Genomic DNA, 23937 nt, shown 5'->3' with positions numbered 1-23937 from the left:
TACAGTCTCCGGATCAGCGGGCGTTGGCACGCGCGTGGAAGATGAAGCCGATGCTGTTCATCAGCAATTGCGCGGCGAGGATCGAGGTCACGCCTGCCGGGTCGTAGGCCGGGGCCACTTCCACCAGGTCCATGCCGACAATCCGCCCCTGGCTGCGCCGGGCCAGCGCCTGGATGATTTCCAGCACTTCGTAGTAGAAGAATCCGCCATGGCTTGGGGTGCCGGTGCCTGGGGCGATGGACGGGTCGAAACCGTCGATGTCGATGGTGATGTAGTAGTCGCGGCCCTCGGGGATCTTCGCCAGCACGCCCTCGCAACCCAGGCGGCGCACGTCGCGTACCGAGAGGATCTGCGAGCCGGCTTCGCGCGCGGCGTCGTAGTCGTCACGGTTGGAGGACGACACGTTGCGGATACCCATCTGGGTCATGCCGACGATGTGGTCCAGCTCCGAAGCACGGCGCAATGGGCTGCCGTGGCCGTAGCGCACGCCATGGCGTTCGTCGACAAAATCCAGGTGGGCATCGAAATGCACGATGTGGATCGGCCCACGCCCTTCGAACGCCTTGATCACCGGTGCGTGGATCGAATGGTCACCGCCCAGCACGATCGGCATGGCACCCGCCGCGAGAATCTGGCGCACCGCCGACTCGATGTTGGCATTGCTGCTTTCCATGTCGGTGTGGACGATATCGGCGTCGCCGACATCGACCATGCGCAGTTGGTCATCGGTCAGGTAGGTGGCGTCATCTTCGAAGTCGTAGGCGCCGGCATGGCCGAAGGAGAACAGGGTCGATGCCTCGCGAATGCCGCGCGGTCCGAAGCGTGCGCCAGAGCGCCATTGAGTACCCATGTCGTTGGGCGCGCCGAGGATCGCCACGTCGGCGTCAATGGCATTCCAATCGGTGCAGATGGGCGATTTGGCGAAGGTGCAATGCCCGACGAAGGGCAGGTTCAGGCGGCCGGATTCATAACCGTGCTTTGCCATGTTCAGGTTTCTCCACTTATTGTTCTGGTCAGGAGACGGGGCGACTGCTCGACCGCCGTTGCAGCCACTATGGCGGCAGGCCAACGCGGGAAAAATGCGCAAGTGCAGATACATACATCGGGCAACCCGAAGTATTTGCCCCCCCTACCAGCGGCCCGCCGAAGCGCCGCGAGTGCGCCTTCAGGTATTTACAGGCACCAGGCATTGCAGTGATCACAGGCGCATGGTTAGCTTGAAAAAAAACAATGGTCGGACGCTCATATCAGCCAGCACGATGTGACGCACCGCCAGGAGGCCACCGTGATCCAGCTCCACGATGTCGATCTGAAGCTTCTCAGGGTTTTCACCACCATCGTCAGGTGCGGTGGCTTTTCTGCCGCGCAAGCCGCCCTCAACGCCGGCCAGTCAACTATCAGCGAACAGATGACGCACCTGGAGACCCGCCTGGGGGTCAAGCTTTGCCAGCGCGGGCGCAGCGGCTTTCGCCTGACCGAACAGGGGGTGGCCATCCATGAGGCCACCTTGCGCCTGCTCAGCGCGGTGGAGAGCTTCTGCATGGACGCTGACGTGCTCAAGCAGCACATCAGCGGCAAGCTCAACCTGGGCATCATCGATTCCACCCTGACCGACAGCGCCTCGCCACTGCCGCGCACCACCCAGCGCTTTGTCTCACGCGGGCACGATGCCCACCTGCACATCTACATCGGCGCCCCGGCGGAGCTGGAAGAGCGCGTACTGGACAGCCGGCTGCACCTGGCCATCGGGCACTTTCCGTTGCGCGTACCGGGGCTTTCGTACCTGCCGCTGTACGACGAAGCGCTGGGGCTCTACTGTGGCCGCCGCCATCCGCTGCACGCCAGCAAAGCGGCCAACGGCCGGCTGCTGGAAGAGGTTCGCCAGTGCCATATCGTCGTGCGGGGCTACATGCAGCAGTACGACCTGGAGCAACTGGGCATCACCAAGGCCGCCGCCACCGTGGAGAACATCGAGGCGGCCGCGATCCTGATCATCTCTGGCGCCTACATCGGGTTCCTGCCCGTGCACTTCGCCGAGCAGTGGGTCAAGACCGGCGAAATGCGCCGCCTGGGCGCGAACACCCTGGACCTCACCTCCCCCTTCGATGTGATCACCCGGCGCGGCGTTTCGCCGCCGCCGATCCTGCGGGCGTTCCTTGAAGATTTGAACACCTGCATGCACCAGAGCAGCGTCTGACCGCTGAACTCACGCTGGCTCAGCAGCCAGCTGCCCTTCGATCCAGTCGATAAACGCGCGCACCTGGGGTCGTTTCAACTGTTCTTTACGGGCGACCAGGTAGTAGGCGAAGCGTGACGGCCACGGCCGGTCCACAGCCACCACCAGGCTGCCGTCACCCAGCCCTTCTTCGGCGTGCTGTGCCTGTACCAGAGCGATGCCTTGACCGCTGGCGGCAGCGCGCAACAACAGCAGCTCTTCGTCAAAACTCGGCCCGCGCCGGCTGCGGCTGTCAGGCTCGAAGCCGTGGGCCTGCAACCACAGTGTCCAGTCGGCACGGTCGGCATCCTGCAGCAAGGGGTATTGCAAGCAATCTTCAGGTTCATGTAGTGCCGGGCCAGTGGCGAGCAGCGCAGGGCTGCAGACCGGCAGCAGCACGGGCGCCAGCAAGGGTATCGACTGCAGCCCCGGGTAGTCGCCCAGGCCATGGCGCAGGGCAATATCGACACGCTCGCGATGCAGGTCGACCAGTGCTGCTGTGGCCTCGACATGGACCTCGATGCCTGGGTGCTGCGCGTTGAAACTGGCCAGGCGCGGCACCAGCCAGCTGGAGGCGAAGGAAGGTTGAGTGCTGATGGTCAGGGTACTGGCACGTGCCAGGGCTTCAAGGTCGAGTAGCGCACTCTCGATTTCACCGAGGCCGCGTGAAACGCCGGGGTACAGGCTCGCTCCGGCCTCGGTGAGCTGCACGCCATGGCGGCTGCGTGTCAGCAGGGTGACGCCGAGGCGTTCCTCCAGCAAGCGAATCTGCTGGCTGATGGCCCCAGGCGTCACCCCCATGCGCTCGGCAGCGGCTTTGAGGCTGCCCAGGCGGGTGGTTTCGCTGAAAGCGCGCAGGGCAAGCAGTGGCAAAACGGCACCCATTGAATTCCTCAATTTAGAAAAACTAACGTTTACGGAAGAAGCAATCGTTTTTGTATCGCACTACATCTGCATAGCATAGCGCTCAGGCCTAACAACTTGCGTTAGTTTTCCTGAGGTTATTGAACATGCCTGATCCTTCGCTGGTCCTCTACACCGACAGCTCGCCCAACGGCTTCAAAATCACCATCGCACTCGAAGAGATGGGCCTGCCCTATCGCCTGGAGCATGTGCGCATCGAACAGGGCGAGCACATGCAAGCCGCGTTTCTGGCGCTCAACCCGGCGGGCCGCATCCCGGTCTTGGTCGACGCTGCTGCCAATATCGTGCTGTTCGAGTCTGCTGCCATCCTGCTGTACCTGGCACAGCTCAGTGGCCGCTTGCTCGATGCCGCACCCCAGCCACGCTGGGCGGCGATCACCTGGTTGATGTACCACAGCGCCAGCATGGGGCCGCTGCTCGGCCAGCGCGTGCACTTCGAATGCTTCGAGCCCACACCCAACCCGGCTGCGCTCAAGCGCTACCGCAGCCTGACCGAAGGCACCTTCACGGTCCTCGACCAGCAACTGGCTGCCTGGCCATGGCTGGCCGGCGAGCACTATTCCATTGCAGACATCGCGACCTTCGCCTGGCTGCACATCGCTGCCCTGGTGGGCTTCGACTTCAGCGCCCACCGCCACTTGACACGCTGGTACCAGCAGGTCGAGCAGCGCCCCGCCGTGCAACGCGGTATTCGCCTACCAGCCCCGGCCACAGGCCCATGAAGTCACCCAACCAAGGAACGGCCATGAACACAAAAACCTCCCCCCGCGGTGCCAACGCCAGCGCCTTCGCCGACCACCCCGGCTACCGGCGCATGTTTGCCCCTGATCAACTGACCCTGGGCATCTTCATGCCCCAGCGCTTCTATGATGGCGACCTGCAGGCACTGGCCGGGCAGGCGCGGTTGGTCGGCGAGATCGACCGCCTGGGCTTTGCCGCCGCCTGGGTGCGCGACGTGCCGTTGTTCGACCCGGCCTTCGGTGACGCCGGGCAGGTCTTTGACCCGTTCACCTACCTGGCCTACCTGGCCGCGCATACCCAGCAGATCGCCCTGGTAACCGGCAGCGCGATCTTCGCCCTGCGCCACCCGATCGACCTGGCCAAGGCGGCCGCGACCGTCGATACGTTGTCGGGCGGGCGCCTGGTGTTGGGCATCGCCTCGGGCGACCGGCCCGTGGAGTTTCCGGCGTATGGCCTGGACCACGACAGCCGCGGCGAGCGCTTTGCGCAAAGCGTGGACTACTTCCGGCAACTGCTGGCCGAGCAGCCAGGGCCGATCCAGTCGCCGCTGGGCCACCTCAGCAGCGCCCGCCTGCTGCCCAGGCCTGTATCGGGGCGAATCCCCTTGGTGGTGACGGGCTCGTCACGCCAGAGCCTGCAGTGGCTGGGCGAGCACGCCGATGGCTGGCTTACCTACCCCGACGCCACCCACAACATCCTTGGCCCACGCCGGCTGGCTGAAAAAATCCGTGCGTGGCGCGAAGCAATCCCAGGCGGTGGTTTCCGCCCGCACATGACCAACGAGTGGATCGACCTGGACGACGACCCCAACTTCCCACGCACGCCGCTGCAAGGCGGCTATGTACTGCGCACAGGGCGCAACGGGTTGATCGATCTGCTTGGCGAGTGGCGCGAGGCTGGGGTCAATCATGCGGCATTGGGGGTGCAGATGGCGCGGCGCCCGGCGCGGGAAATCATTCAGGAACTGGCCGAAGAGGTACTGCCGCTGTTTCCGGCGCTAGCGGGGCCTGCTCCGCAGTCGCAAGACTGGTAGCGCAGCCCTTGACGTATTACCTGTGGGCTGGCTTAGAATTTTGAGCACGACAGTTGCGCCCACAGGTCCCTGTTCATTCAACGAGTTATGCCCCATGCCCCCCTCTCACGGGTTAACGACGCTTAGTTTTGCCTTCATTTTTTTGCTGCCTTGGGCAACGAGCGCAGCCAACGATCCTGTTACCGAGCAATGGCAACGACTGATCAAAGCAGACTTCCCTGGAGGATGCGTCAGCCGGCTCGACCTGTACCTGTCCACCGTTGGCGCCAACGGTGCCCGTAGCGGCGCATGGCTCGTGCAAACCTGCGAAGGCAACTTTGAATATGGCGCGCGTTACAGCCCCGCTGCTCTGCCCGCGGACAAAAAGCAGATCAGCGTGAGCCGTAAGCAGAAGCTCGATGGGCTGACGCCGGAGCAGTTGGAGCGCATGTATTCTCTCTAATAGCTGACCTGAAAGAGCAATCACGGCTAGGCACCTCGATGCCTGAACAACGGATGCTAGCGCTCACCGCACCTTCCAGAGGCTCCGTTCGTTGACTGACTCACAGCACAGCCATACCTACGCAAAACGGTTCGAAGCCGTGCTTGCCTACATCGACAATCACCTTGAAGGTGACCTGTCGGTGAATGCCCTGAGCCGCATCGCCAACTTCTCGGCGTTTCACTTCCATCGGCAGTTCACGGCATACATGGGCGTTCCGGTTTCACGGTATGTGCAACTGATGCGGCTTCGACGCGCGGCGCATCAACTGGTCGCCTCGCCTGCAACGCCCGTGCTGGAAGCCGCATTCGGCGCCGGCTTCGAAAGCCCCGAAGCCTTTTCCAGAGCGTTCAAGCGTGCCTTCGGCATGGCGCCGAGCCTGTTCGCCAAGGCGCCGAACTGGCAGGCCTGGAGTGCGGTATTCGTTGTTCCTCACTTTTCTAGGAGTATCACCATGCAGATCCGTATTGTGGATTTCGCCGAAACCCGCGTGGCCGCGCTCGAACACCAAGGGGCGCCCAGCCTGGTCGGCGAAAGCGTCGCGCGTTTTCGCCAATGGCGCGTGCACAGCGGCCAATCGCCAGTGGCCAGTAGCCGCACCTTCGGCATCCCCTACGACAACCCCGACACCACCCCAGCGCATGCCTTCCGCTTCGCCATTTGCGGCGAGCTAGACGAGGCGGTGCAGCCCAACGATTTCGGTGTGCACGAACGGCTTATCCCAGCGGGGCGTTGTGCGGTGATTCGTCATTGCGGCTCGCCTGACTACATCGGCGAAAGCATCTACCCGCTTTATCGCGACTGGTTGCCAACGAGCAACGAAGAACTGCGCGACCATCCGTTGTTCTTCCATTACCTGAGCGCGTATCCGGAAACGCCGCTGGAGCAATGGCAAACGGATATCTACGTTCCGCTGAAGTAGGTCGGGCCATGGGCAGTGGGCAAAGCCAACCACTACCGGCCCAGGCACATGACAGGCCAAGTCGATAGACAATGCCCATTCCCCAAATGCACCCGGCGCCGGGCAACCGCGCCGGGCCGCTCTTCTCAGCACCTTTCATCGATCTCGCTGATGTTTACTATCGAGCGGCGCGCCTGTGCGCTTGCCCAAACCCACTCGTATAATCGCCTTCAATTTTCGCCCCTCCCCTCGTCTGTTTCAGGCGACTTCCCCCTTGGAACCCAGCATCATGCCAAGCGACAGCCAGGCCCCTAGCGGCCTTCCCGAACATAATCAACAAAGCGTCAAACAGCAGTGGCTGGCCATTCTCTCGGTTGCCGTGGGTGCCTTTGCCCTGGTGACCAGCGAGTTTCTCCCGGTCGGCGTACTCAACGACGTCGCCAGCGACCTCGGCATCAGTGCCGGCCAGGCCGGGCTGATGGTTACCCTGCCCGGTATCATGGCCGCCCTCGCCGCCCCCTTGCTGTCCGTGGGCATTGGCGCCATGGACCGTCGCTACCTGCTGATCGGCCTTACGCTGATCATGATCATTGCCAACGCGGTGGTGGCCTACGCCAGCGACTTCGGCCTGCTGCTGTTCGGCCGCGTACTGCTGGGCATCAGTATCGGCGGGTTCTGGGCGACTGCCATTGCCCTCAGCGGCCGCCTGGCGCCCAAAGGCGTGGGCGTCGCGCAGGCCACCTCGATCATCATGGTCGGTGTCACCCTGGCCACCGTGCTGGGCGTGCCTGTAGGCACCTGGCTGAGTGGCCTGATGGGTTGGCGCATGACCTTCCTGGTGACCGCGCTGGTGGGCGTGCCGGTACTGCTCGCGCAGGTTTTCCTGCTGCCACGGCTCAACCCGGACAAAGCCATTCGCATCAGTGACCTGCCGGCCCTGTTCATCAACCCACAAGCGCGGGTTGGCTTGATCGCCGTATTGCTGATTGGCCTGGCGCACTTTGCTGCGTACACCTATGTCGCACCCTTCTTCAAACAGAGCGCTGGCTTCGATGGGCCGACCATTGGTTCGCTGCTGCTGCTCTATGGCGTGGCGGGCGTCATCGGCAATATTTTCGCCGGCTTCGCCGCCAACCGCAGCGTGCGTCACACCCTGATGCTGGTCGCACTGATGATTGGCGTCAGCACGGCCCTGTTCCCGCACTTCGCCACCGGCATGACCGGCGCGGCGATGCTGATTGCGCTCTGGGGCTTCGCCTTCGGCGCCTTCCCGGCCTGCGCCAGTATCTGGATGTTTGTCGTGGCGCCCAAGGATGTCGAACGCGGCATGCCACTGTTCGTCGCCATGTTCCAGGTGATCATTGCCTTGGGCTCGTTCTTTGGCGGGCAGATCGTCGACCAGATGGGCAGCTCGGTGTTGTTGAGCTTGGCCACGGCGCTGGTGGGTTGCGGCTTTGTGACGGTGCTGGTGTTGGGGCGTAGCGTGAGTAACCGATTGGCGGCTCAACCCTGCTGAGAGCCTCGATATAAACCCCGCCACCTAAGGCGGGGTTTCTACCAGCTACTCCCCCTTTTTGTGCTTATGCACTTGCAAATCGGGATGCTTACGTTGGTTCTCAGGAGTAACCCGACGACGCTGGTCGGTTTTACCCGTCGACTCTGCTTTCGGTTTCGGTCCAGGTTTGATTGCCATACATTCACCTCCTTTCCATTGTTATGTACATGAAGTTGCACACTGTGGCTGTGTAGTTATGCCCAATACGGGTCCCAAAACGCAAACAGGACCGAACCCGTTGCGTCGTTCCGGCTAAAAGACTCTTCAGTAAGGCCTTTGAACCCCGCCTGCCGCCCTCAAGCTTTACCACATCCAGCCCACCCGCTACTGTGACGCGAAAGCAGTCACCGTTTTGCCACACGTCACCTGGGATGGCTTCAGCGCATGCAGCAGCGCCTTTGGCGCCTCCTAAGCGTCAACCACCCCAGTTGTTATGACTCAGCAAGCTCGGCCTGCATCTGCCTCTACACTTTCCGATGGATGAATTACATGACGGCGCAATCTCCAGCCAACAAGCCTTTGACAGTCAATGAAAGGGAGCTCGTACAGGACTGGATACTGGATCTGGTACCTGGGGACGGCGCCACAGTAGGCAACAAAACCCTCAAGCAGCGGCTTGAACAAAAAGCAGAGCTTCATGACTTCGCCGTTACCGACGAGGACTATTGGTCAATTCGGGAAGAACTGATCGCACGAGGCGAATTGCAAAAAGGCAGCGGTCGGGGCGGATCAGTGTTCCGTTTCGACAGCAGCTGGCAACCTGGCACCCAACAAACATCCAACGATGAAGAATCCAATTGGGAAGACCTGGATGAGCCGACCTGCGACAGCCCGGAAAGCCTGGAAAAACTACGCAGCCGCCTACTGGATCTCAGTGCAAGAAACCGGCTTCTGAATTTCTCGCACGCTCGCTCCAAGCGTTTCGCGAGAATTATTGACGAGCTCCCGGACCATCTCTTCGAAACACTGACGACTGACCAGTCGATGCGTTTCGCGCCGGTTCCCGAGCCCACAGAACGCCAGTTGATCGAGCAAGGCTATCTTAAGTACGACGAGCAAACGGGCAGTGTCAGTGAGCTCAAAAAACCGCCCACTGCAGAGACCTGGGCGCAAATGCTTGGCATGAAAACCAGCTACGAGTTGCCAACAGGGTCAGAGGTGCCCAGCGACAAACACGCTGACGATGCCATTCAAACCCTGTACTACCCAACTGAGCTGGAGTCACGGCTGCAGATCCTGCATGCACAGTCGCGTCTGTCGCTTGATGAAACCGGCGCCAACATCCTTTACCTGGCACTAGGATTTCTCGAGTGGGACGAATCAATCGTCGGAAAGAACAGTGCACGCCTTGCCCCTCTGATGCTCCTACCCGTCCGCCTGGAGAAAGGCAAGCTCAACCCCAAAACAGCGACCTTTGACTACGAGCTTCTATACAGCGGCGAAGATATCCTCACCAATCTCTCGCTCAGAGAGAAGCTGCGCCGAGACTTCGGCATTGCACTGCCGCGTATAACTGAAGACCTGCTGCCAGAGGAGTACTTCACGCGTGTACGGGACACTGTTCTCGAAGTAAAGCCTGACTGGAAACTGCACCGCTTTGCCTCACTCGGCCTTTTCGAGTTCGGCAAGCTCATGATGTATCTGGATCTCGAACCTGGAAAAAACCAGGTGTTACTCCAAAGTAGCCTGGTGCAACGGCTGATTGGATTGGCAGAGAGTGAACGAATCGAATCTTCTGCCAATGGGTTCAGCAGCGAGCATGCCATCGACGAACTCCAAGATGTGCACCAGAACTACCCTCTGATCGATGACGCGGACAGCTCACAACACAGCGCATTGATCGATGTCATGCGCGGCGAAGATCTGGTGATTGAAGGGCCACCGGGTACAGGTAAATCGCAGACCATTACCAACATCATTTCCGCCGCCATGGCGCAGGGCAAGAAAGTGCTCTTCGTAGCGGAAAAACGTGCTGCGTTGGAGGTTGTTAAAAACAGACTCACACGCGCAGGGCTGGGCGAGTTTTGCCTGGAACTGCACAGTCACAAAAGCCAGAAGAGTGCAGTGGCCGCGAGCATTGGACAGCGAATCAGCAACCGGGGCAGTTACCGCCAACCCAGCCAGCTGAACGATTTGATCAACAACTACGAGCGCCTGAAACAGCAGCTCAATGATCACGTCCGTCAGCTGCATAGGCTGCATGCCAATACTGGGCTGACTGCTCACCAGATCCTGATGCAAGCGACGCGATTACGTGAGAGCTTGTCCATCCGCCCTGCTGACTTCCACCCCTCTAACGCTATCAGCCTGGACCAGAATCAGGTACATGAGCAAGCGGGTTACTTTGCCCACATCTACACCAAAACTGCTGAGGAGGCCGGCCAGAGCGGCCAGCTTGAAACGCATCCATGGTTTGGCTGCACCAAAACGCACCTTAGCGGGGTAGAACGCTCCGATATCCTGCTCCAGCTGAAACACGCCATAGACGCACTCGATGAGCTCGCCGCAGTACGAGCCAAGGTCTCGACCGACCTTAAAGCAGCTGAAGCAGCCACGTTTTCACCCAAAGCGATTCAGCAGTTGGCAAGCGCATTGACGGCAATGCCAATGCCCAAAGGTGATGAAGACTGGGACTTGATCAATCGACTCGATGCCTCCAGTTGTGAGGCGCTTCATGCCTGGCTGGAAAGCATGGATGCGTTGATGGAGCAACACATTTCCCTGAGCCAAGCGTTGCACCCCAGCGTCATCGGCTCAGCTCAAGCCCTCGAAGCGATCAAGAACTCCAGCGCACAGATTCGGCAGCACAATGATAGTGGTAGCCTGAAACTGGACGACCTCTTGGAACTGATCCAGAAAGCCCAAGCGCTCATTGACGAAGCCCCCAAAGCCCAACTGCTGATTCAAACCATCGCGAACGCGCCAGCCACCCCGCCCCTCAAGACTGACAAGCAGGGCATCGAGCAACTGAGCCTGTTGCTTGAGCTCATGCAGCACATGCCCATTGCCCTGGCAGAGTGGCGCCACAAACGCTTCGAAGAAGCTTCGCTGGACCGGGTTCTGCCTGAACTCAGCGAGCTTTTGGCCAACATCAAGCAGCTTGAAGAAAAGTCCGCCAGCGTTTTCTCGCTTGAGCGGCTCCCGGATCACACTCGCCTGGAAGACCTTCAGCAAGTGCTCTCGGATGACTCGCTATTGCGCTGGTTCAAGAGCGGCTGGCGCGCCGCCAAGAGAGAAATTCTTACAATGGTGCGGCCAGGCATCAAACTGAAGTCAGCCCTTCAAGTGCTGCCGGATGGAATCGCTTACAGACGCAACCATGATCGCCTCGCTACCGACTCAGGCTATCGAGAGGCGCTTGGCGAGCATTTCAAAGAGGTCAATACCCGAACAGCTGATCTGCTTGCCCTGCGCAACTGGTACCGCGAACTGCGGGACAAATGCGGGCGCGGTTTCGGAGGCAACGTCTGGATTGCTGAGTACCTGCTAAAAGAAAGCGCTGAGGTCCTTGAGCGTCTGCGTGGTGATGCTGACGCGTTAAGAGAATACTGTTCGGACGTCCTGTCCCATCGCAGTCAGCTGGAAAGTACGCTGCCCCTGGATGGTCACCCGCTGAAGTCAGAGGACCTGCTGGCGTCCAACGGCTTATACAGGCGGCTGATCAAGGAACTAGGTACCGCACTCAATGCGCTACTACCGCTCATTAACGAACAGGCACCGACCACCGGTCGAGTACTGGCGCTCGCGCAAGAGGTAGAGAATTGGCAGGAACGTGCCGCAGCCCTGCAGAACAATGCCGAGCTGCTCGCGTGTCTGGATGGCGAAGAACTACCCCGCTTCGACAATCTGACCGAAGCACGTGGCCGTCTGATCACCTGGCGCCACACCCTATCGTTCGTCCGCCCGCTCATGACGGTGTCGATACGGCACCTGCTGGTGTCCCAGCTCTCGGTCTGCACCACCAAACAGGCCGAGCATCTGGTTGGCAGCTGGAACGCCCTGAGCCAGCAGTTGGCTAGCGCGCTGGAAGTCTGGGAGCATGCCTTGACTGGCTTTATCAGCAGCGCTGAAGTAGAGGCGGCGCATTGGTGGAAGCGTGTTGACCAGGACGACCTCACAGCCCTCAAGCAACGCATGCAATGGGCCGCGCAGAACGATGAGATGCTAGAGCACTGGCTCGAATACCGCCGCCTACGCAAGCGACTTGCAGACTTGGGCTTTGAAGCAGTCATAGCTGCTGCCGAGAATCAAACTTTAGCGGCAGATAGAACCACAGAAGCCTGCCTACTGGGGCTGATGGATCGTTGGGCCAAACAGATACTCGAAATCAATCCAGCGTTGGGGCAGTTCTCTGGAAAGGATCAGGAGGCCATCCGAGCTCGGTTTGCAGAGATAGACAACCAGCTCACCAAGCTTCAACGCGAGCAGTTGGCCGCAATGATCGACGTGCACCGGGTTCCGGAAGGCAACAACTCAGGCAAAGTCAAAGATCGCACCCAGCTCGCCTTACTAAAACACGAGGCAGGTAAGAAAACTCGCCATGAATCTATTCGCTCACTAATGCTGCGCGCCCCCGAGGCCCTACAAGGGCTGAAACCCTGCTTCATGATGTCGCCCATGGCTGTTGCACAGTACCTGCCCGCTGGCAAGGTGCACTTCGACATCATCGTCATGGACGAAGCCTCGCAGATGCGGCCGGAAGAAGCTTTAGGCGCCATCTCCCGGGGCAGCCAGCTGGTGGTCGTCGGCGACCCCAAACAGCTTCCACCTACAAGCTTCTTCTCCCGCCAAGGTGGCGATGACGACGAGGACAGCGACGAAACCTCTCTGGCTCAGGACTCGGAAAGCATCCTCGAAGCGGCAATGCCACTGTTCAAGTTGCGCCGCCTGCGCTGGCACTACCGTTCGCGTCACGAAAGCCTGATCGCCTTCTCCAATAAAGCGTTCTACGACAGCAACCTGGTGGTCTATCCGTCACCTCACCGCGAATCGAACGAATTTGGCGTGAAGTTTGTGCGGGTAGCGCGCGGGCGCTTCGTGGAACAACGCAACATTGAAGAAGCCGAGATCGTCGCCAAAGCAATCGAATACCATATGCTGCACCGGCCCGAAGAATCGCTCGGCGTCGTCGCCATGAACGTCAAACAAGCCGAACAGATCGACCGCGCCCTGGAGCAACTCGCCAAACAAAATCCGGCGCTCCAGGAGGCCCTGGGCCGTAGCAAAGAGAACGATGAACCGCTGTTCATCAAAAACCTCGAGAACGTCCAGGGCGACGAACGCGACGTCATCTACATCTCCACCACCTACGGCCCAATGGAGATCGGCGGCAGCGTACCGCAGCGTTTTGGCCCCATTAATGGCACAGATGGCTGGCGCCGCCTGAACGTACTGTTCACCCGCTCCAAGAAGCGTATGCAGGTGTTCGCGTCCTTCAGCGCCAGCGACGTGGTTGCTACCGGTACATCCAGTCGTGGCGTGCTTGCCCTGCGCGACTTTCTGCAGTTTGCAGAGTCTGGCCAAATGCCGCATGTCCGTGAAACGGGCAAAGCGTCAGACAGCGACTTCGAAGTCGCTGTTATCAAGGAGCTAGAGCGCCACGGTTATCAGTGCGAACCTCAAGTCGGTGTCGCCGGCTTCTTCATTGATTTGGCTGTTCGCGATCCAGGCCAGCCCGGACGCTACTTGATGGGCATTGAGTGCGATGGTGCGGCCTACCACTCGGCCAAGTCAGCCCGCGACCGCGACCGCCTGCGCCAGAGCGTGCTGGAGCAGCTCGGCTGGCGCATCCGCCGCATCTGGTCGGTGGATTGGTTCCGCAATACCCGACTGCAGCTCGAACCTATCCTTCAGGAGCTCGCCACACTGCGCACAGAACCGGCGATGGAAGCAGGACTGGAACAGGCCGAAGAACAGATCATCCAGCAAGTCGCCGAGGAGCAGAGTCAGCACGCTGAGAGTATCACTCAGGAAGGAGGCACGAGCCTGCGCGAGAAACTGCTCTACCTGGATGAGCAGATCATCCGCCCAGCGCTCCCCGACACCCCGGACAACCGCCGCCTGCTGCGCCCCGCCATGCTTGAGGCTCTTTTGGAGTTCAGACCGGCCGACCGCAGCGAGTTCCAGCAGCGGCTGCCAGGTTACCTTCGCGAGGGCACCGACCCAACAGAGGGGCGTTTCATAGACGACGTACTCACCCTGATCGGTGAATACGCGTAAGGCATTACTCAACTTTTTGCAGGCGTGGTTTATCCACGCCTACCACCCCTGAATCCGTAGCTACGCTTTGATAGCGGTCAGTTGACCGCACCTCTAAAAGGACGTAGTGACCAACACCAGGCTTAGGCTCTGTACGAAAAGTTTTGTGGGAGCAACTGTCTTCTTGTGGAAGCTGGCCTTGCCGGCGATGGGGCGCGTAGCGCCCCAGGCCCGGCTGTGCCGGGCATCGCCAGCAAGGCTTGCTCCTACGAATGAGCTATTTGCTCCTTCCAGGGCGTTCCGGTCTTGAGCATCGCATTTAGCCTCACTATCAATACTCGCATACACGCCACCACCGATACTTTCGCGCACTTCCCCTGGGCTCGCAGTGCTTTGTAGCGCTCGCAGAAGTCCTTGTTGTGCCGTATCACCACCCAGCAGGCCATATAGAGCGCCCGCCTGACTTGTGAGCGTCCCCCCCAGATTGAACGCTTGCCCGACTGCTTGCCGCTGTCCTGATTGAACGGCGCAACACCGACCAAGGCGGCAATTTCCTTCTTATCCACCTGGCCCAGCTCTGGCAGCAAGGCCATCAGCTTTCCGGCAGTAATCAGACCAATTCCTTTGACTTGAGTGAGCTGTTTAACCCGGTCATCAGGCAAAGCTGCTGCCTGCTGTGCGATCTCTTGTTCCAGCGCTCGAATTTCACCCTTCAGATAGGCGATGTGTTGTTCCAACCGCAAACAAACACTGGGAGCCCGCGCCTGCTTCAGGCGCCGCTTGTCATCGTCGCGCTGTTGGACGAAGCGATCCCGCTGCATAAGCAGTTCGCGCAGCAAGGCCCGCTCGGGTGTCATCACCTGGCAAGGCCGTGGGGGCATAACTTCAGCCAGGTGAGCCAAAACAGCTGCGTCAATGGGATCGGTCTTGGCGCGTTTACCCATCGACTTGGCAAAGTCCCGGGCACGACTGGGATTGATCCGGCAAACCGGAAAATCGGCATCCTGCAGCGCTTTGAGGACATTGCACTCGTAGCCACCGGTAGCTTCGAGCAAGACCATTGAAACTGCATACCCGCCAAGCTTTTCGACGAGCAGTTGGAATCCCTTCAAGTCATTGGAAACACTGAAGTTCACCCCCTCAGGGCGGATGTGAACAGCAAGTGTGGCACTGGAAACATCGATGCCGACAGAGGAAGACATGGCCAAACCCTCTTAAACTCAAGGAGTGAGAGCGCTTTGGCTTGGCCCACGCTTGTGATTCGAGATTACGCCCCTCATCCAACTGTTCGGGCTCTCGCCAAAGTGGAACGGTGGATGGCAGCTTTTGCTCCCACACGTGCTCTGGGCACCTCGGGCTATCAGCTTGCCATTCACCGCTCTCACTTCAGATTCTATTCCCTCTCCAAGACACAAGCGGGCTTTGCTGCCGCGTTGCGGCAGATCGCGGGGCAAGCCCGCTCCCACAACGATGGATGACCATACTTTTCGTACAAAACCTAAGAGCCTGCTGTACATCGCTGCCCGGCGTTTAGACGTCCCAAACGCCGGGTCGGCCGCTTCGCGAGTAACCCCGTACCCACAGGTACAACACTAACCCCAAGATAAGTGTTTTAGCTGTGGGCGCGGCGCTATGCACTTGGCCCAGCTCACCCCTCACGCTGTGAAGCGAACAGCGTGGGAACGGCGTCAAGAAAATGAAACTTTTCTGGCTCTTTCGTATTCAGGCTTCGCCCACCATCATCTTCTTCTCTGATCGCGAAATTACCGCTTTCGAGTTGATCGACCAGCCACTCCATAAACGCCGCTACCGAGCTGGCCACAACGAATTTTTCCTCTTCGTCGCCGCCAAAGTTGATGACTTGCCCCACGGTCCCGCGCGCGCCAGGGTCTAGATCCACGCCTAAGTGGTTGCCACCGTAGTCGTACGCAAACGGGATCCAGTACGGGTTGGCATACAGCGCCTGAACAGCGCCTGGCGTTGCCGAGCTGGAAAACGCGCTCGCTTCAGTCATTTCTGCGGGCGACCATTCATCGACAATGCTTTTCCACGATTCCCAATGTGACCTGGCGCCTGCCAGAGGCAAGAAGTTGAGCCCGTAAAAAGGCCCTGCGTTCACAGCACCTTTTTGCCCATCATGCAGCCTGTAAAGGTCTTTGAGGCTTTCGGGAAGCGCCCTGCCGACCTCACGTTCAAACTCGGTGATTGCGGCTTCCGAGCAGCCAGGCGCCAAATCTTCACGCACCTCGGGAAGGTGGGCTTGCAACCACTTTTCCAGTCGTTCCATCGATGTCTTCATTACGGGTTTCCTTGTGGGCAAGACGTGCACGCCAGCGTTGCTTGAGGGCGTTTGACATCAATGGCGGGTAAAATTCCCTGCTGGAAATTCAGACAATTCCATATACAGGGTTTCGCCCACGCTCCAGACTGGCAACACACCAGATGCAAAAGGGAAAGTCGATCCGCACGGTCATTCATTTTTGGTGAGAGCGCCGGGCGTGGCCCCAGCCCACGTCCAACACAGCAAAACCAGGAGGGACCAGCACCATGAACAACGTAAAGTTGCATCCATCGATCGACCAGGGTATTCAGCCGGAGCAGCCTGGTTTCACCGGCGGCACCCTGCAGTGCCTGTGCCCGACCGACAAGGTCCAGGTCGCCATCAACGCACAAACGCTACACAACCATGCCTGTGGCTGCACCAAATGCTGGAAGCCCGCAGGCGCGACCTTCTCGGTGGTGGCAGTGGTGCCACGCGACAAGGTCAGCGTGCTGGCCCATGGCGAGAAACTGCAGGTGGTTGACCCCAACGCAGTGATCCAGCGCCACGCCTGCCGTGACTGTGGTGCACACCTGTTCGGCCGCATCGAGAACAGCGGCCACGCCTTCTACGGCCTTGACTTCGTACATACCGAGCTGTCCCCGCAAACGGGCTGGTCTGCACCGGCATTCGCCGCTTTCGTGTCCTCGGTGATCGAAAGCGGCACGCCTGCGGCACAGATGGTAGCGATTCGCGAACGTCTGCGTGAGCTTGGCCTGGAACCCTACGACTGCCTGGCGCCCGCGCTGATGGATGCACTGGCGGTTCACGCCGCCAAACAAAAAGGCACCTACCGCGAAGCCTGACACTGCCCTTGGCGTCGACGCGGCCAGCCCGCCTCGACGCCAGTTTGCGCCTCATGCCGGCTCAGCGGTTCGATGCCAAACGCACCGGTTGGTAGATACCCAGTTGCATCGCTTGTTGCTTTTCTTTTTCCGAGTAACTTCCTGGCGCCGAATAGGCCGGGGATTCGATACCCCACACAACACCCGCTGATGCAATTTGCTTTATCAGGTGTCGATCAAGCGCCTCATCACTGACTAATTCACGCCGTTCAGCCAGCCTGCGAGGCAGGCACCATCGATCCCAGAAAACGGGCTGCCCTGCAGCCATGAGCGCATTGGTTTTTTCGAAGGCCGCCCGGGTGCCATCGCAAATCCGGTAGCTGATGAAATTCACTGGCTGGTAGCGCAATTGCTCCACATGCAGCTGCAACGGCTCTGCCGACTCCAACTGACGGATGCTCTGCAAGCATTGGCCAACGGTGGTCACATCATTCTGGCACACAGGATTGGAGCCGCCCGCTGCGGTGACGCTTCGAAGCAAGGGAAGTACCCGCGATACATCACTTAGCGCATACCATTGCGAGTGTTCAGAGGCAACGAAGCGCAGCTTGCCGTCATCCGCTTGTTCGACGCGCTCAACCTCGATGGAGGCATCGATGCCCGGCGCAAGTACGCCCCAGGGCGAAAACACCTGTCCGATAATCCAGAGGGTATCGCCCTCTCTGATTTGCCGTGTAGGGCCGGTCTTGCGGCGACTGGTGTGGAACAGTGGCTGCTCGAAGCCTGCGCTGGACGCTTGTGCTTCAGCGAACCAGGGATGACTCGGGTCATCGGGAAAGCGCGAAACGATTCGCCGCGGTACGTAGTGTATGAAGTGTCTGGTCATCGCACATGGCCTCCTTCTCGAATCAGCTGCTGCAACATGGGCGTTTCAAGGTGCCTCATTCCTGTGCCTTGACCCACTCACTCATCTTTTCTTTGAGCACTGTCACTGCGTCTTTTTCGGCGTTGCTGGCCTTCACCCAGTAGCGATCCAAGACAAAATCGACCTGCATCTGCACTTCACGCCATTTGAGCACGGCCGGGACGCGTCGCTTGAGATTGGCAAATTCGTTGAGCAGCCGAGCGCTTCTGGCCTTCAGCTTGCCGTTGAGCAGTGCCAGGTACAGACCCGCGATGATCAGCGCAACGACGTTGCGAAAGTCCGGGTTGTTTTTGACTTGGGGCTTGAGTTGCTCCTGCACACTCAAAATATCGGCCTTGACCCCTTCGGCAGCGTCAATGAACAGCTGCGCAGCAAGCCGTTGCAGTGCTGCTTCGCAAGCAAGGAGCGGGTCATTGAGGCTGGCTTGCTGCTCGGCATCGGTGAAACAGGCCACCATCTTCTCCAGGGCTTTACCTTCGGCCAGCGGATCCTTGGCCTGCACTTCGATCCAAGCGAGGCGCTTGTAGGCCTCGCCACAAAGGCTGGTGCGCCGCAAAGTCGGGTGCATTCTGCATACGCGGGTCAGCAGGTTGATCGCCGAACGTGCCTGCTTGCGCGACGTACTGAGTGTTTTCGCCAGCTCTTGAGGCGTCTTCTTGGCGGCAGCTTTCACCTCCATCCAAGCCAGACGTGCCTGCAAATCCCCCAACTGCTCGCTGGAGCTGAGACTGGCACTGCCATCGTTGGCGCCAATGGCATGCTCGAACCACTCAATTGCACGCCGGGTTTCTCCGGCTTCAGCCCAGGCCTGGCCGAACGCTTCGCACACACTACCGATCTCGACCCACTGCCGGCCGAAACGGCGCTCCAGCGTCTCGATCATGTCGATGACCTGCGTCTTGGCAATCTTTTTGTAACGGCTGTCGTCAATGGCGATCTCCAGGGCCAGCACCAGTGCCTGCGGCGAGGCGATGCTACCCAGGCTCAAGTCCCTGGCAGAACAGGGTTGGTTGGCATCTTCAGTAGAGCGTTGCAGTACCCAGTCCGGATCGCCGTAACACTGGAAAGCTGCCCAGGTGTTGCTTTGAGGGTCTGAGCGCATGGCATCGCGCCGGGCCGAAGCTACCGCGTCCATGAACCGGTTGCCATTGAGCAGATGACTATAGAGTTGGGTTGCGAACACACAGGCCGGACCGTCATCGACGGCCCAGCCAGCCACCACCACACAGCGCACGCCAATCGCAATCAGCTCTTCGGCCACACTGGAGGCGAAACGGGTTCGGTCATAACTCAAGTGTGCGCTGTTGAGTATCCGGGCCGGGTCGATCATCCCCAGGTAGCAGCAGTTGATGAATACCAGCTCGGGCACGATGCGCATGCTTTGCATCTCCCGCGGGCCAAGGAAAATACCGTTGGACAAGACGATGCCGCGTGGATTGCGCATCCGTCTGCGTGAGGCGTCTGAATGACTCAAAGCATCAATGCCCTGTGCAGGCACCATTTCATACTCCGGTGGTTCGCCGTGGCCAGCGATATGCACAATGCGCCAATCATGGGCGAGCAAGGCGCCGGTCACCGCCAGGGCATCGACGTTGGAGGCATCGCTATCCTCGGCAATCAAGGCATGCACCCGGCTTTGCGGCAGCAATGCCCCTTCCATCAGCTGAGCAATGGCGCGCGCTTCGGCGCGGGCACCGGGCAGGCGTGGATAGCGGCTGGTGTCGGTGGCCGGCTCACCAATGATCAGCACATAGGCGTCGGCAGTAGCATCCACCACCTGCTCACGATAGTTTTCGGTGCGAAGCTTGCGCAGCAGTTTGCTGCGAATTGCCCAAGGGACCTGCGCTTCGGGCGTCGACCGATCCGGATCCCGCTCTGTGTTGAGCAGTTCCCACGGAATGGCCGCCGTGGAGGCATCCAGTTCGATTTGCATTTCGGTGGTGCCGCTAAGGTAGGCATCCATTTCCAGCGGTACCAGCAATTTGAAAAGCGTGCGCCCAATCGTACTGGCGGCTGAAGGCTGATTGGACGAGGCACTGACCAGTTCATGCAACAGCGCCACTTGGGTCGATTGGCCCCGCACCGGCGCGCGCGCCCGCTGGCTGTCAAGGGTGTAGGCAATCATCGGAAGCTGGTTTTCGTCCAGCTGGGCGACGACCGAGATAAAGTCATAGCGCGTGCTTCGATAGCCGCCGGCCAGCGGCCTGCGCAACCAACCCGTACCACGTTGGATCAATGGCGTTACCTGAAAGTCCATTGGCCGAGAAACGCCCAAGGCCTGAACCGCGCCCCAAGCATCCGTAGCACGATCCAGATAAAGCTCGATCAGGTGCAGGTGGCTGACGGTTGGCCAGGCTTTCTGCCTGAGCCTGATATTCGCGTCGCGCACCCCTTGGGCGATCAACGCGGCTGACTGCCCCGGTGACATCCCTGCCCCACCGCTACCGATCAGCGCGGTCGCGATCTCAAACTGTACGGGCGCACCGCGAAACTGTTCAGCCAGCCGCTGAGCCCATGCCAACACCCCTTGACGCACCGTCTCCATCAACTCGGTAGAGCTGAGCTTCCCTTCTGGGCCAAGTCCCACCACCACAACCGCTTCAGGACGCGGCAACTGCAGAGGGTTTACGCCATTGGCAGCGATGTTCATGAACACCTGATGACTGCAGGGGAGCGCGGGATACAGACTCATCGCCAAGGCATCTGCGAGCAGCCCACCGACCATTTCATCCACAACCCGCTCGCTGCCCGTTAGCCCGGCACTGGCGTAGTGGCCCACGATCAACGGGTCGCGCGTGAACTTGAGGTTGCCATTGACCACAGTCACCGGCAGCGCGGGCAGTGCTTCCCTGGCGGCAGGCGCAGTGACCTGGCTGTAGAGACCGAACACATCGTTGACGGTGACTGGCAGTGTGATTCGAGGGTTGCGCACTGGGCGGCTCGACACGTAAGCCTGCGATCGCTGCGTGGGGGCCCCGCGGCTCGCCCCGTCGAGCAGCGGCTGCAAGCCTGTGGTTCGCCCCGTCTGCAACAACGACAGAAGTGCAGGAAAAGCCGCTGTCTGTTTGGGAAGATCACCGTGTTGACAGCTCAATCGGTAGGTCAGCACGCCGGGCAACAGGGCGCTGTGCAGCGGCACCCGACCATCCCCACCGCGCACCGCATCCAGGTAAGTGAAGCCCTTTTCGTCGTTTATGGTGTAACCGTCCGGCGTGAATTCAGCTTCGCCGACTACCATCACAAGCTTGCTCCGCCAGGCACTCAGGTCCTGGGCATCAAGTGCTTTTCGCAGCGCCACGGCCTCATCCAGCACTTGCTTGTCTGGCAAGCCCCATCGGTAATAATCCTGCTGTATCGGTAGCCGGTGCCAGATACTGTGCGCCTCAAGCCACTGCGCGTCCTTGTCGGCCAGATACTTCCAGGCCATCGGGTCGGCCAGTTTCAGGACCGGATCGAGCAGGTTGGCCTGCAACTGGATGAAGCCTGGGAAAGTGGCCATCAGCCTTCGGGAGTCCTGCGGCGCGAACGGCGCACCGGCGAATGCGAGGCTGTTGCCAAACGTATCGTCCCCGGACAATACCTGCATCGGTGCCCATGAACCGCCGTGCGGCGTGCCCAGCATCACCAGCCTGGCCTGTGGATTGGCCATCATGCGCGCCCACACTTGCGGGCATTCAAGCAGCATCGTACGTGCCAGCAGGCCGCCCATGGAGTGCGCCAGCATTCTCACCGGTTGCCGCGTCTCGGTGCGCGCATTCAAGGCGCTCTGGACGGCATTGCCCAAACGCTCCGCCTCTTTTTGCAGCGGCACGCGCCAATCGTAGGCGAACTCGATCACTTCATGCGTCGCATCGAGGTAGTCGATCAGCTCGTCGTAAACCAGCCCCACCGCGCCATCTGGTTCCACCTGATCGCCACTCGCCGAGTAGCTCAACTTGTCCAGGCCATTGATCAACCAAGGCCCAAGCCAGATGCGCCGGCCATCCTTCTTCAGGTTACTGCCCAGGATCCCAGGCAGTACAAACACGGCTGGTTTTTGCGCAGCGGGCATGTCGCTGGCTGCGCCACGCTGACCACTGGAGTCCTTGCCTTGCCATGAGAGTGGTCCGATGCTGCGAAACTCCTTGGGCTGATCAATCAGCAGCCCCTCGACTATCGCTGCGGCGGTGCGATCGTTACTGAAGTAGGAAAAGTGCGAAACTGCGCTGCCCTGATTGAGCAAGAAAAGCGCCGACCCGGCCCGGGGTGCCCCGCCATACATGGAGCTGGTTTGTACGACCAAGTCGTTGTCAGTCCAGAAATAGGTATCAGCAAGCAGCGTCTTCAGCCAGCTGGTCAGCGAATCACCTTCCATATCTGCGGCAATCACCCGCAATTCACTGTCGAGCGGCGTACGCGTCTCGTGCAACCATTTGATCAGTGGGCTATCGGGCATCTGTGCAGCTAAACCCGGCATCAATAAAGGATCGCTACGACGTCGCGCCACTTCGGCCAGCAAATCGACCAGCGCTGGCACCACCGGCACACCGCTCAGCTCCATGCTCCATTTCAGAACCGAGAGGTACGCATCCAGCCTGCTTGAGGCCAGCAACGTACCGCGCGCCGGGCACGCTACGCGGACGAAGCGGGTGACCTTGATGCGTTTTTGCTCGACCTGCTCGATCAGCCGTTGCAGGTGTTCACGCTGGTGCTTGTAGTCATCGCCTCTTGCCTGTTGTTCGAACCCTTGCAACAGGTCGGCATCACCGCTGCAGACCTTGGCCAGCACTTCGCCGACCAGCCCACCCCGTGAATGCGAGAGCAAATGCAGTACGGCATCCACCGGCAGTGCCTGCGCCAACTCCATGGCATTCTGGATCGGGCTGGCCGTCAGCGTGTAGTGGTCCAGGGCATAGACGCCGCTGTAGGCGCTGAACAGGTTCGCGACCTTGCCTGGATGCTCGGTCCAGAACTTGCCGAACGTGCCTTGCGTACTGGAAAAGGTGCCATGCAACAGCACCAGCATCGGTTTGCCAGCGATAACGCTGGGCGTGGTTATCGTGGCGCTCTTGAGTGGGTCAAGCGCCCTTGGGTTGAGCGCGTAGAGCCCAGGGGCAACCTGCTCGTCGATCCTTTTCGATGCCTGCCCGGCGACCGCGTCTGCAACAGCATCCTTGCCAATCCCGGTAACGACCTGGATCAGCTTCACCAGCACCACACCTACCGCTCCACGTGAAGCCCCCCGGGTTTGCCCTTGGGCTTCAGCCTGCCCGTCCCATGCCAGTTGTGCGGGTATACGAACACTTTCGGCCCCCTGCGCACTGCGAGACGCTTGGCTCTGCTGCGCCTCGAACAGGTCTCGAGCGGTCTCGGGGTGCAGCACCAGTACAGGGCCGTTGGCGATGTGCACCGCAATCACATCTTTACTTGCATCGACGTTGAGGGTCACCTCGCTGCCAGTGCCACGGCGCACCGCGACCTGAACAGAATACTTGACGGTGCCTTCCGCCAGCCCGTCAGGCAGCGGTAATAACGCACCTGAGTTCAAAGGGGCCTGATCGTACCCGGAAACAACAAACGATAGGTTCATTAGTTGGCCCTCGGGCAAAACGAGAAGTACTTCGTCAACTTGATAGTAGGTGTGAGCGCCTTATTCTTTATATTTTTTTGAACAGCCCACTAGAGCAAACGGTTTTGAAGTACAGCCGTGTGTTACGCAGCTGAAACAGCGCGCGCACCCCAGCCATACTGTTTGTCGCCTCGTCAGTCCCGGTGTTGGCAGGCGCGGGTGACGCGTGCTTTCCTTGATACTTACAACCCCTAGTACTTTAACGCGGTAGATGCTCAGAACGACCAGAACAAGTGCCTCGTGTGGCGCGG

14 protein-coding genes are annotated in these 23937 nt (G+C 59.9%); 8 read left to right on the top strand and 6 right to left on the bottom strand.

What is annotated here, in order from left to right; all coding sequences use genetic code 11:
* Nucleotides 1-13: 13 nt before the first annotated feature.
* Nucleotides 14-985, bottom strand: a complete 972-nt coding sequence (gene speB, locus OGV19_RS07905) for an agmatinase (RefSeq protein WP_264312872.1) — start codon at nucleotides 983-985, stop codon at nucleotides 14-16.
* A gap of 300 nt (nucleotides 986-1285) precedes the next feature.
* Here speB and OGV19_RS07900 point away from each other — a divergent pair, with 300 nt between their 5' ends.
* Nucleotides 1286-2197, top strand: a complete 912-nt coding sequence (locus OGV19_RS07900; RefSeq protein WP_264312871.1) for a LysR family transcriptional regulator — start codon at nucleotides 1286-1288, stop codon at nucleotides 2195-2197.
* Between the two features lie 9 nt (nucleotides 2198-2206).
* On the opposite strand, the gene OGV19_RS07895 is transcribed toward OGV19_RS07900, so the two are convergent.
* On the bottom strand, nucleotides 2207-3100 hold the full coding sequence (locus OGV19_RS07895) for a LysR substrate-binding domain-containing protein (protein ID WP_264312870.1): 894 nt from the start codon (nucleotides 3098-3100) through the stop codon (nucleotides 2207-2209).
* A 125-nt stretch (nucleotides 3101-3225) separates the two neighbouring features.
* Between OGV19_RS07895 and OGV19_RS07890 the strand changes: the two genes are divergently transcribed.
* From OGV19_RS07890 to hhe, 6 genes are all read left to right on the top strand, one after another.
* Entirely contained in the window at nucleotides 3226-3861 is a 636-nt protein-coding gene (locus OGV19_RS07890; protein ID WP_264312869.1) for a glutathione S-transferase family protein, read from the top strand.
* 23 nt (nucleotides 3862-3884) lie between these two features.
* The gene (locus tag OGV19_RS07885; RefSeq protein WP_264312868.1) at nucleotides 3885-4913 is read left to right on the top strand and encodes an LLM class oxidoreductase; all 1029 of its coding nucleotides are present in this window, start codon (nucleotides 3885-3887) and stop codon (nucleotides 4911-4913) included.
* A 94-nt stretch (nucleotides 4914-5007) separates the two neighbouring features.
* The gene (locus OGV19_RS07880) at nucleotides 5008-5355 is read left to right on the top strand and encodes a hypothetical protein (RefSeq protein WP_264312867.1); all 348 of its coding nucleotides are present in this window, start codon (nucleotides 5008-5010) and stop codon (nucleotides 5353-5355) included.
* 91 nt (nucleotides 5356-5446) lie between these two features.
* Nucleotides 5447-6316 (top strand): AraC family transcriptional regulator, encoded by an 870-nt coding sequence (locus OGV19_RS07875; protein ID WP_264312866.1) that lies wholly within the window; start codon nucleotides 5447-5449, stop codon nucleotides 6314-6316.
* 268 nt (nucleotides 6317-6584) lie between these two features.
* Nucleotides 6585-7811 (top strand): MFS transporter, encoded by a 1227-nt coding sequence (locus OGV19_RS07870; protein ID WP_264312865.1) that lies wholly within the window; start codon nucleotides 6585-6587, stop codon nucleotides 7809-7811.
* A 528-nt stretch (nucleotides 7812-8339) separates the two neighbouring features.
* Complete coding sequence (gene hhe, locus OGV19_RS07865) at nucleotides 8340-14069, top strand: DUF4011 domain-containing anti-phage protein Hhe (RefSeq protein ID WP_264312864.1); 5730 nt, start codon at nucleotides 8340-8342, stop codon at nucleotides 14067-14069.
* 245 nt (nucleotides 14070-14314) lie between these two features.
* On the opposite strand, the gene OGV19_RS07860 is transcribed toward hhe, so the two are convergent.
* Together OGV19_RS07860 and OGV19_RS07855 are read right to left on the bottom strand one after the other, a co-directional pair.
* Nucleotides 14315-15250: an IS110 family transposase gene (locus OGV19_RS07860; protein WP_264309399.1), complete on the bottom strand. Its 936-nt coding sequence runs from the start codon at nucleotides 15248-15250 to the stop codon at nucleotides 14315-14317.
* A gap of 446 nt (nucleotides 15251-15696) precedes the next feature.
* Complete coding sequence (locus tag OGV19_RS07855) at nucleotides 15697-16347, bottom strand: SMI1/KNR4 family protein (RefSeq protein ID WP_264312863.1); 651 nt, start codon at nucleotides 16345-16347, stop codon at nucleotides 15697-15699.
* A gap of 248 nt (nucleotides 16348-16595) precedes the next feature.
* Between OGV19_RS07855 and gfa the strand changes: the two genes are divergently transcribed.
* On the top strand, nucleotides 16596-17174 hold the full coding sequence (gene gfa / locus OGV19_RS07850; protein ID WP_264312862.1) for an S-(hydroxymethyl)glutathione synthase: 579 nt from the start codon (nucleotides 16596-16598) through the stop codon (nucleotides 17172-17174).
* Between the two features lie 61 nt (nucleotides 17175-17235).
* Here gfa and OGV19_RS07845 read toward each other — a convergent pair whose 3' ends face one another.
* Both OGV19_RS07845 and OGV19_RS07840 read right to left on the bottom strand, forming a co-directional pair.
* On the bottom strand, nucleotides 17236-18039 hold the full coding sequence (locus tag OGV19_RS07845; RefSeq protein WP_264312861.1) for a hypothetical protein: 804 nt from the start codon (nucleotides 18037-18039) through the stop codon (nucleotides 17236-17238).
* 55 nt (nucleotides 18040-18094) lie between these two features.
* Nucleotides 18095-23647, bottom strand: a complete 5553-nt coding sequence (locus OGV19_RS07840) for a DUF7379 domain-containing protein (protein ID WP_264312860.1) — start codon at nucleotides 23645-23647, stop codon at nucleotides 18095-18097.
* Nucleotides 23648-23937 lie beyond the last annotated feature (290 nt).

The sequence above is a fragment of the Pseudomonas putida genome (assembly GCF_025905425.1).
Classification (GTDB): Bacteria; Pseudomonadota; Gammaproteobacteria; order Pseudomonadales; family Pseudomonadaceae; genus Aquipseudomonas; species Aquipseudomonas putida_AF.
The sequence above is the reverse complement of the archived record's forward strand: the minus strand, read 5'-3'. Positions and strand labels throughout refer to the sequence as shown.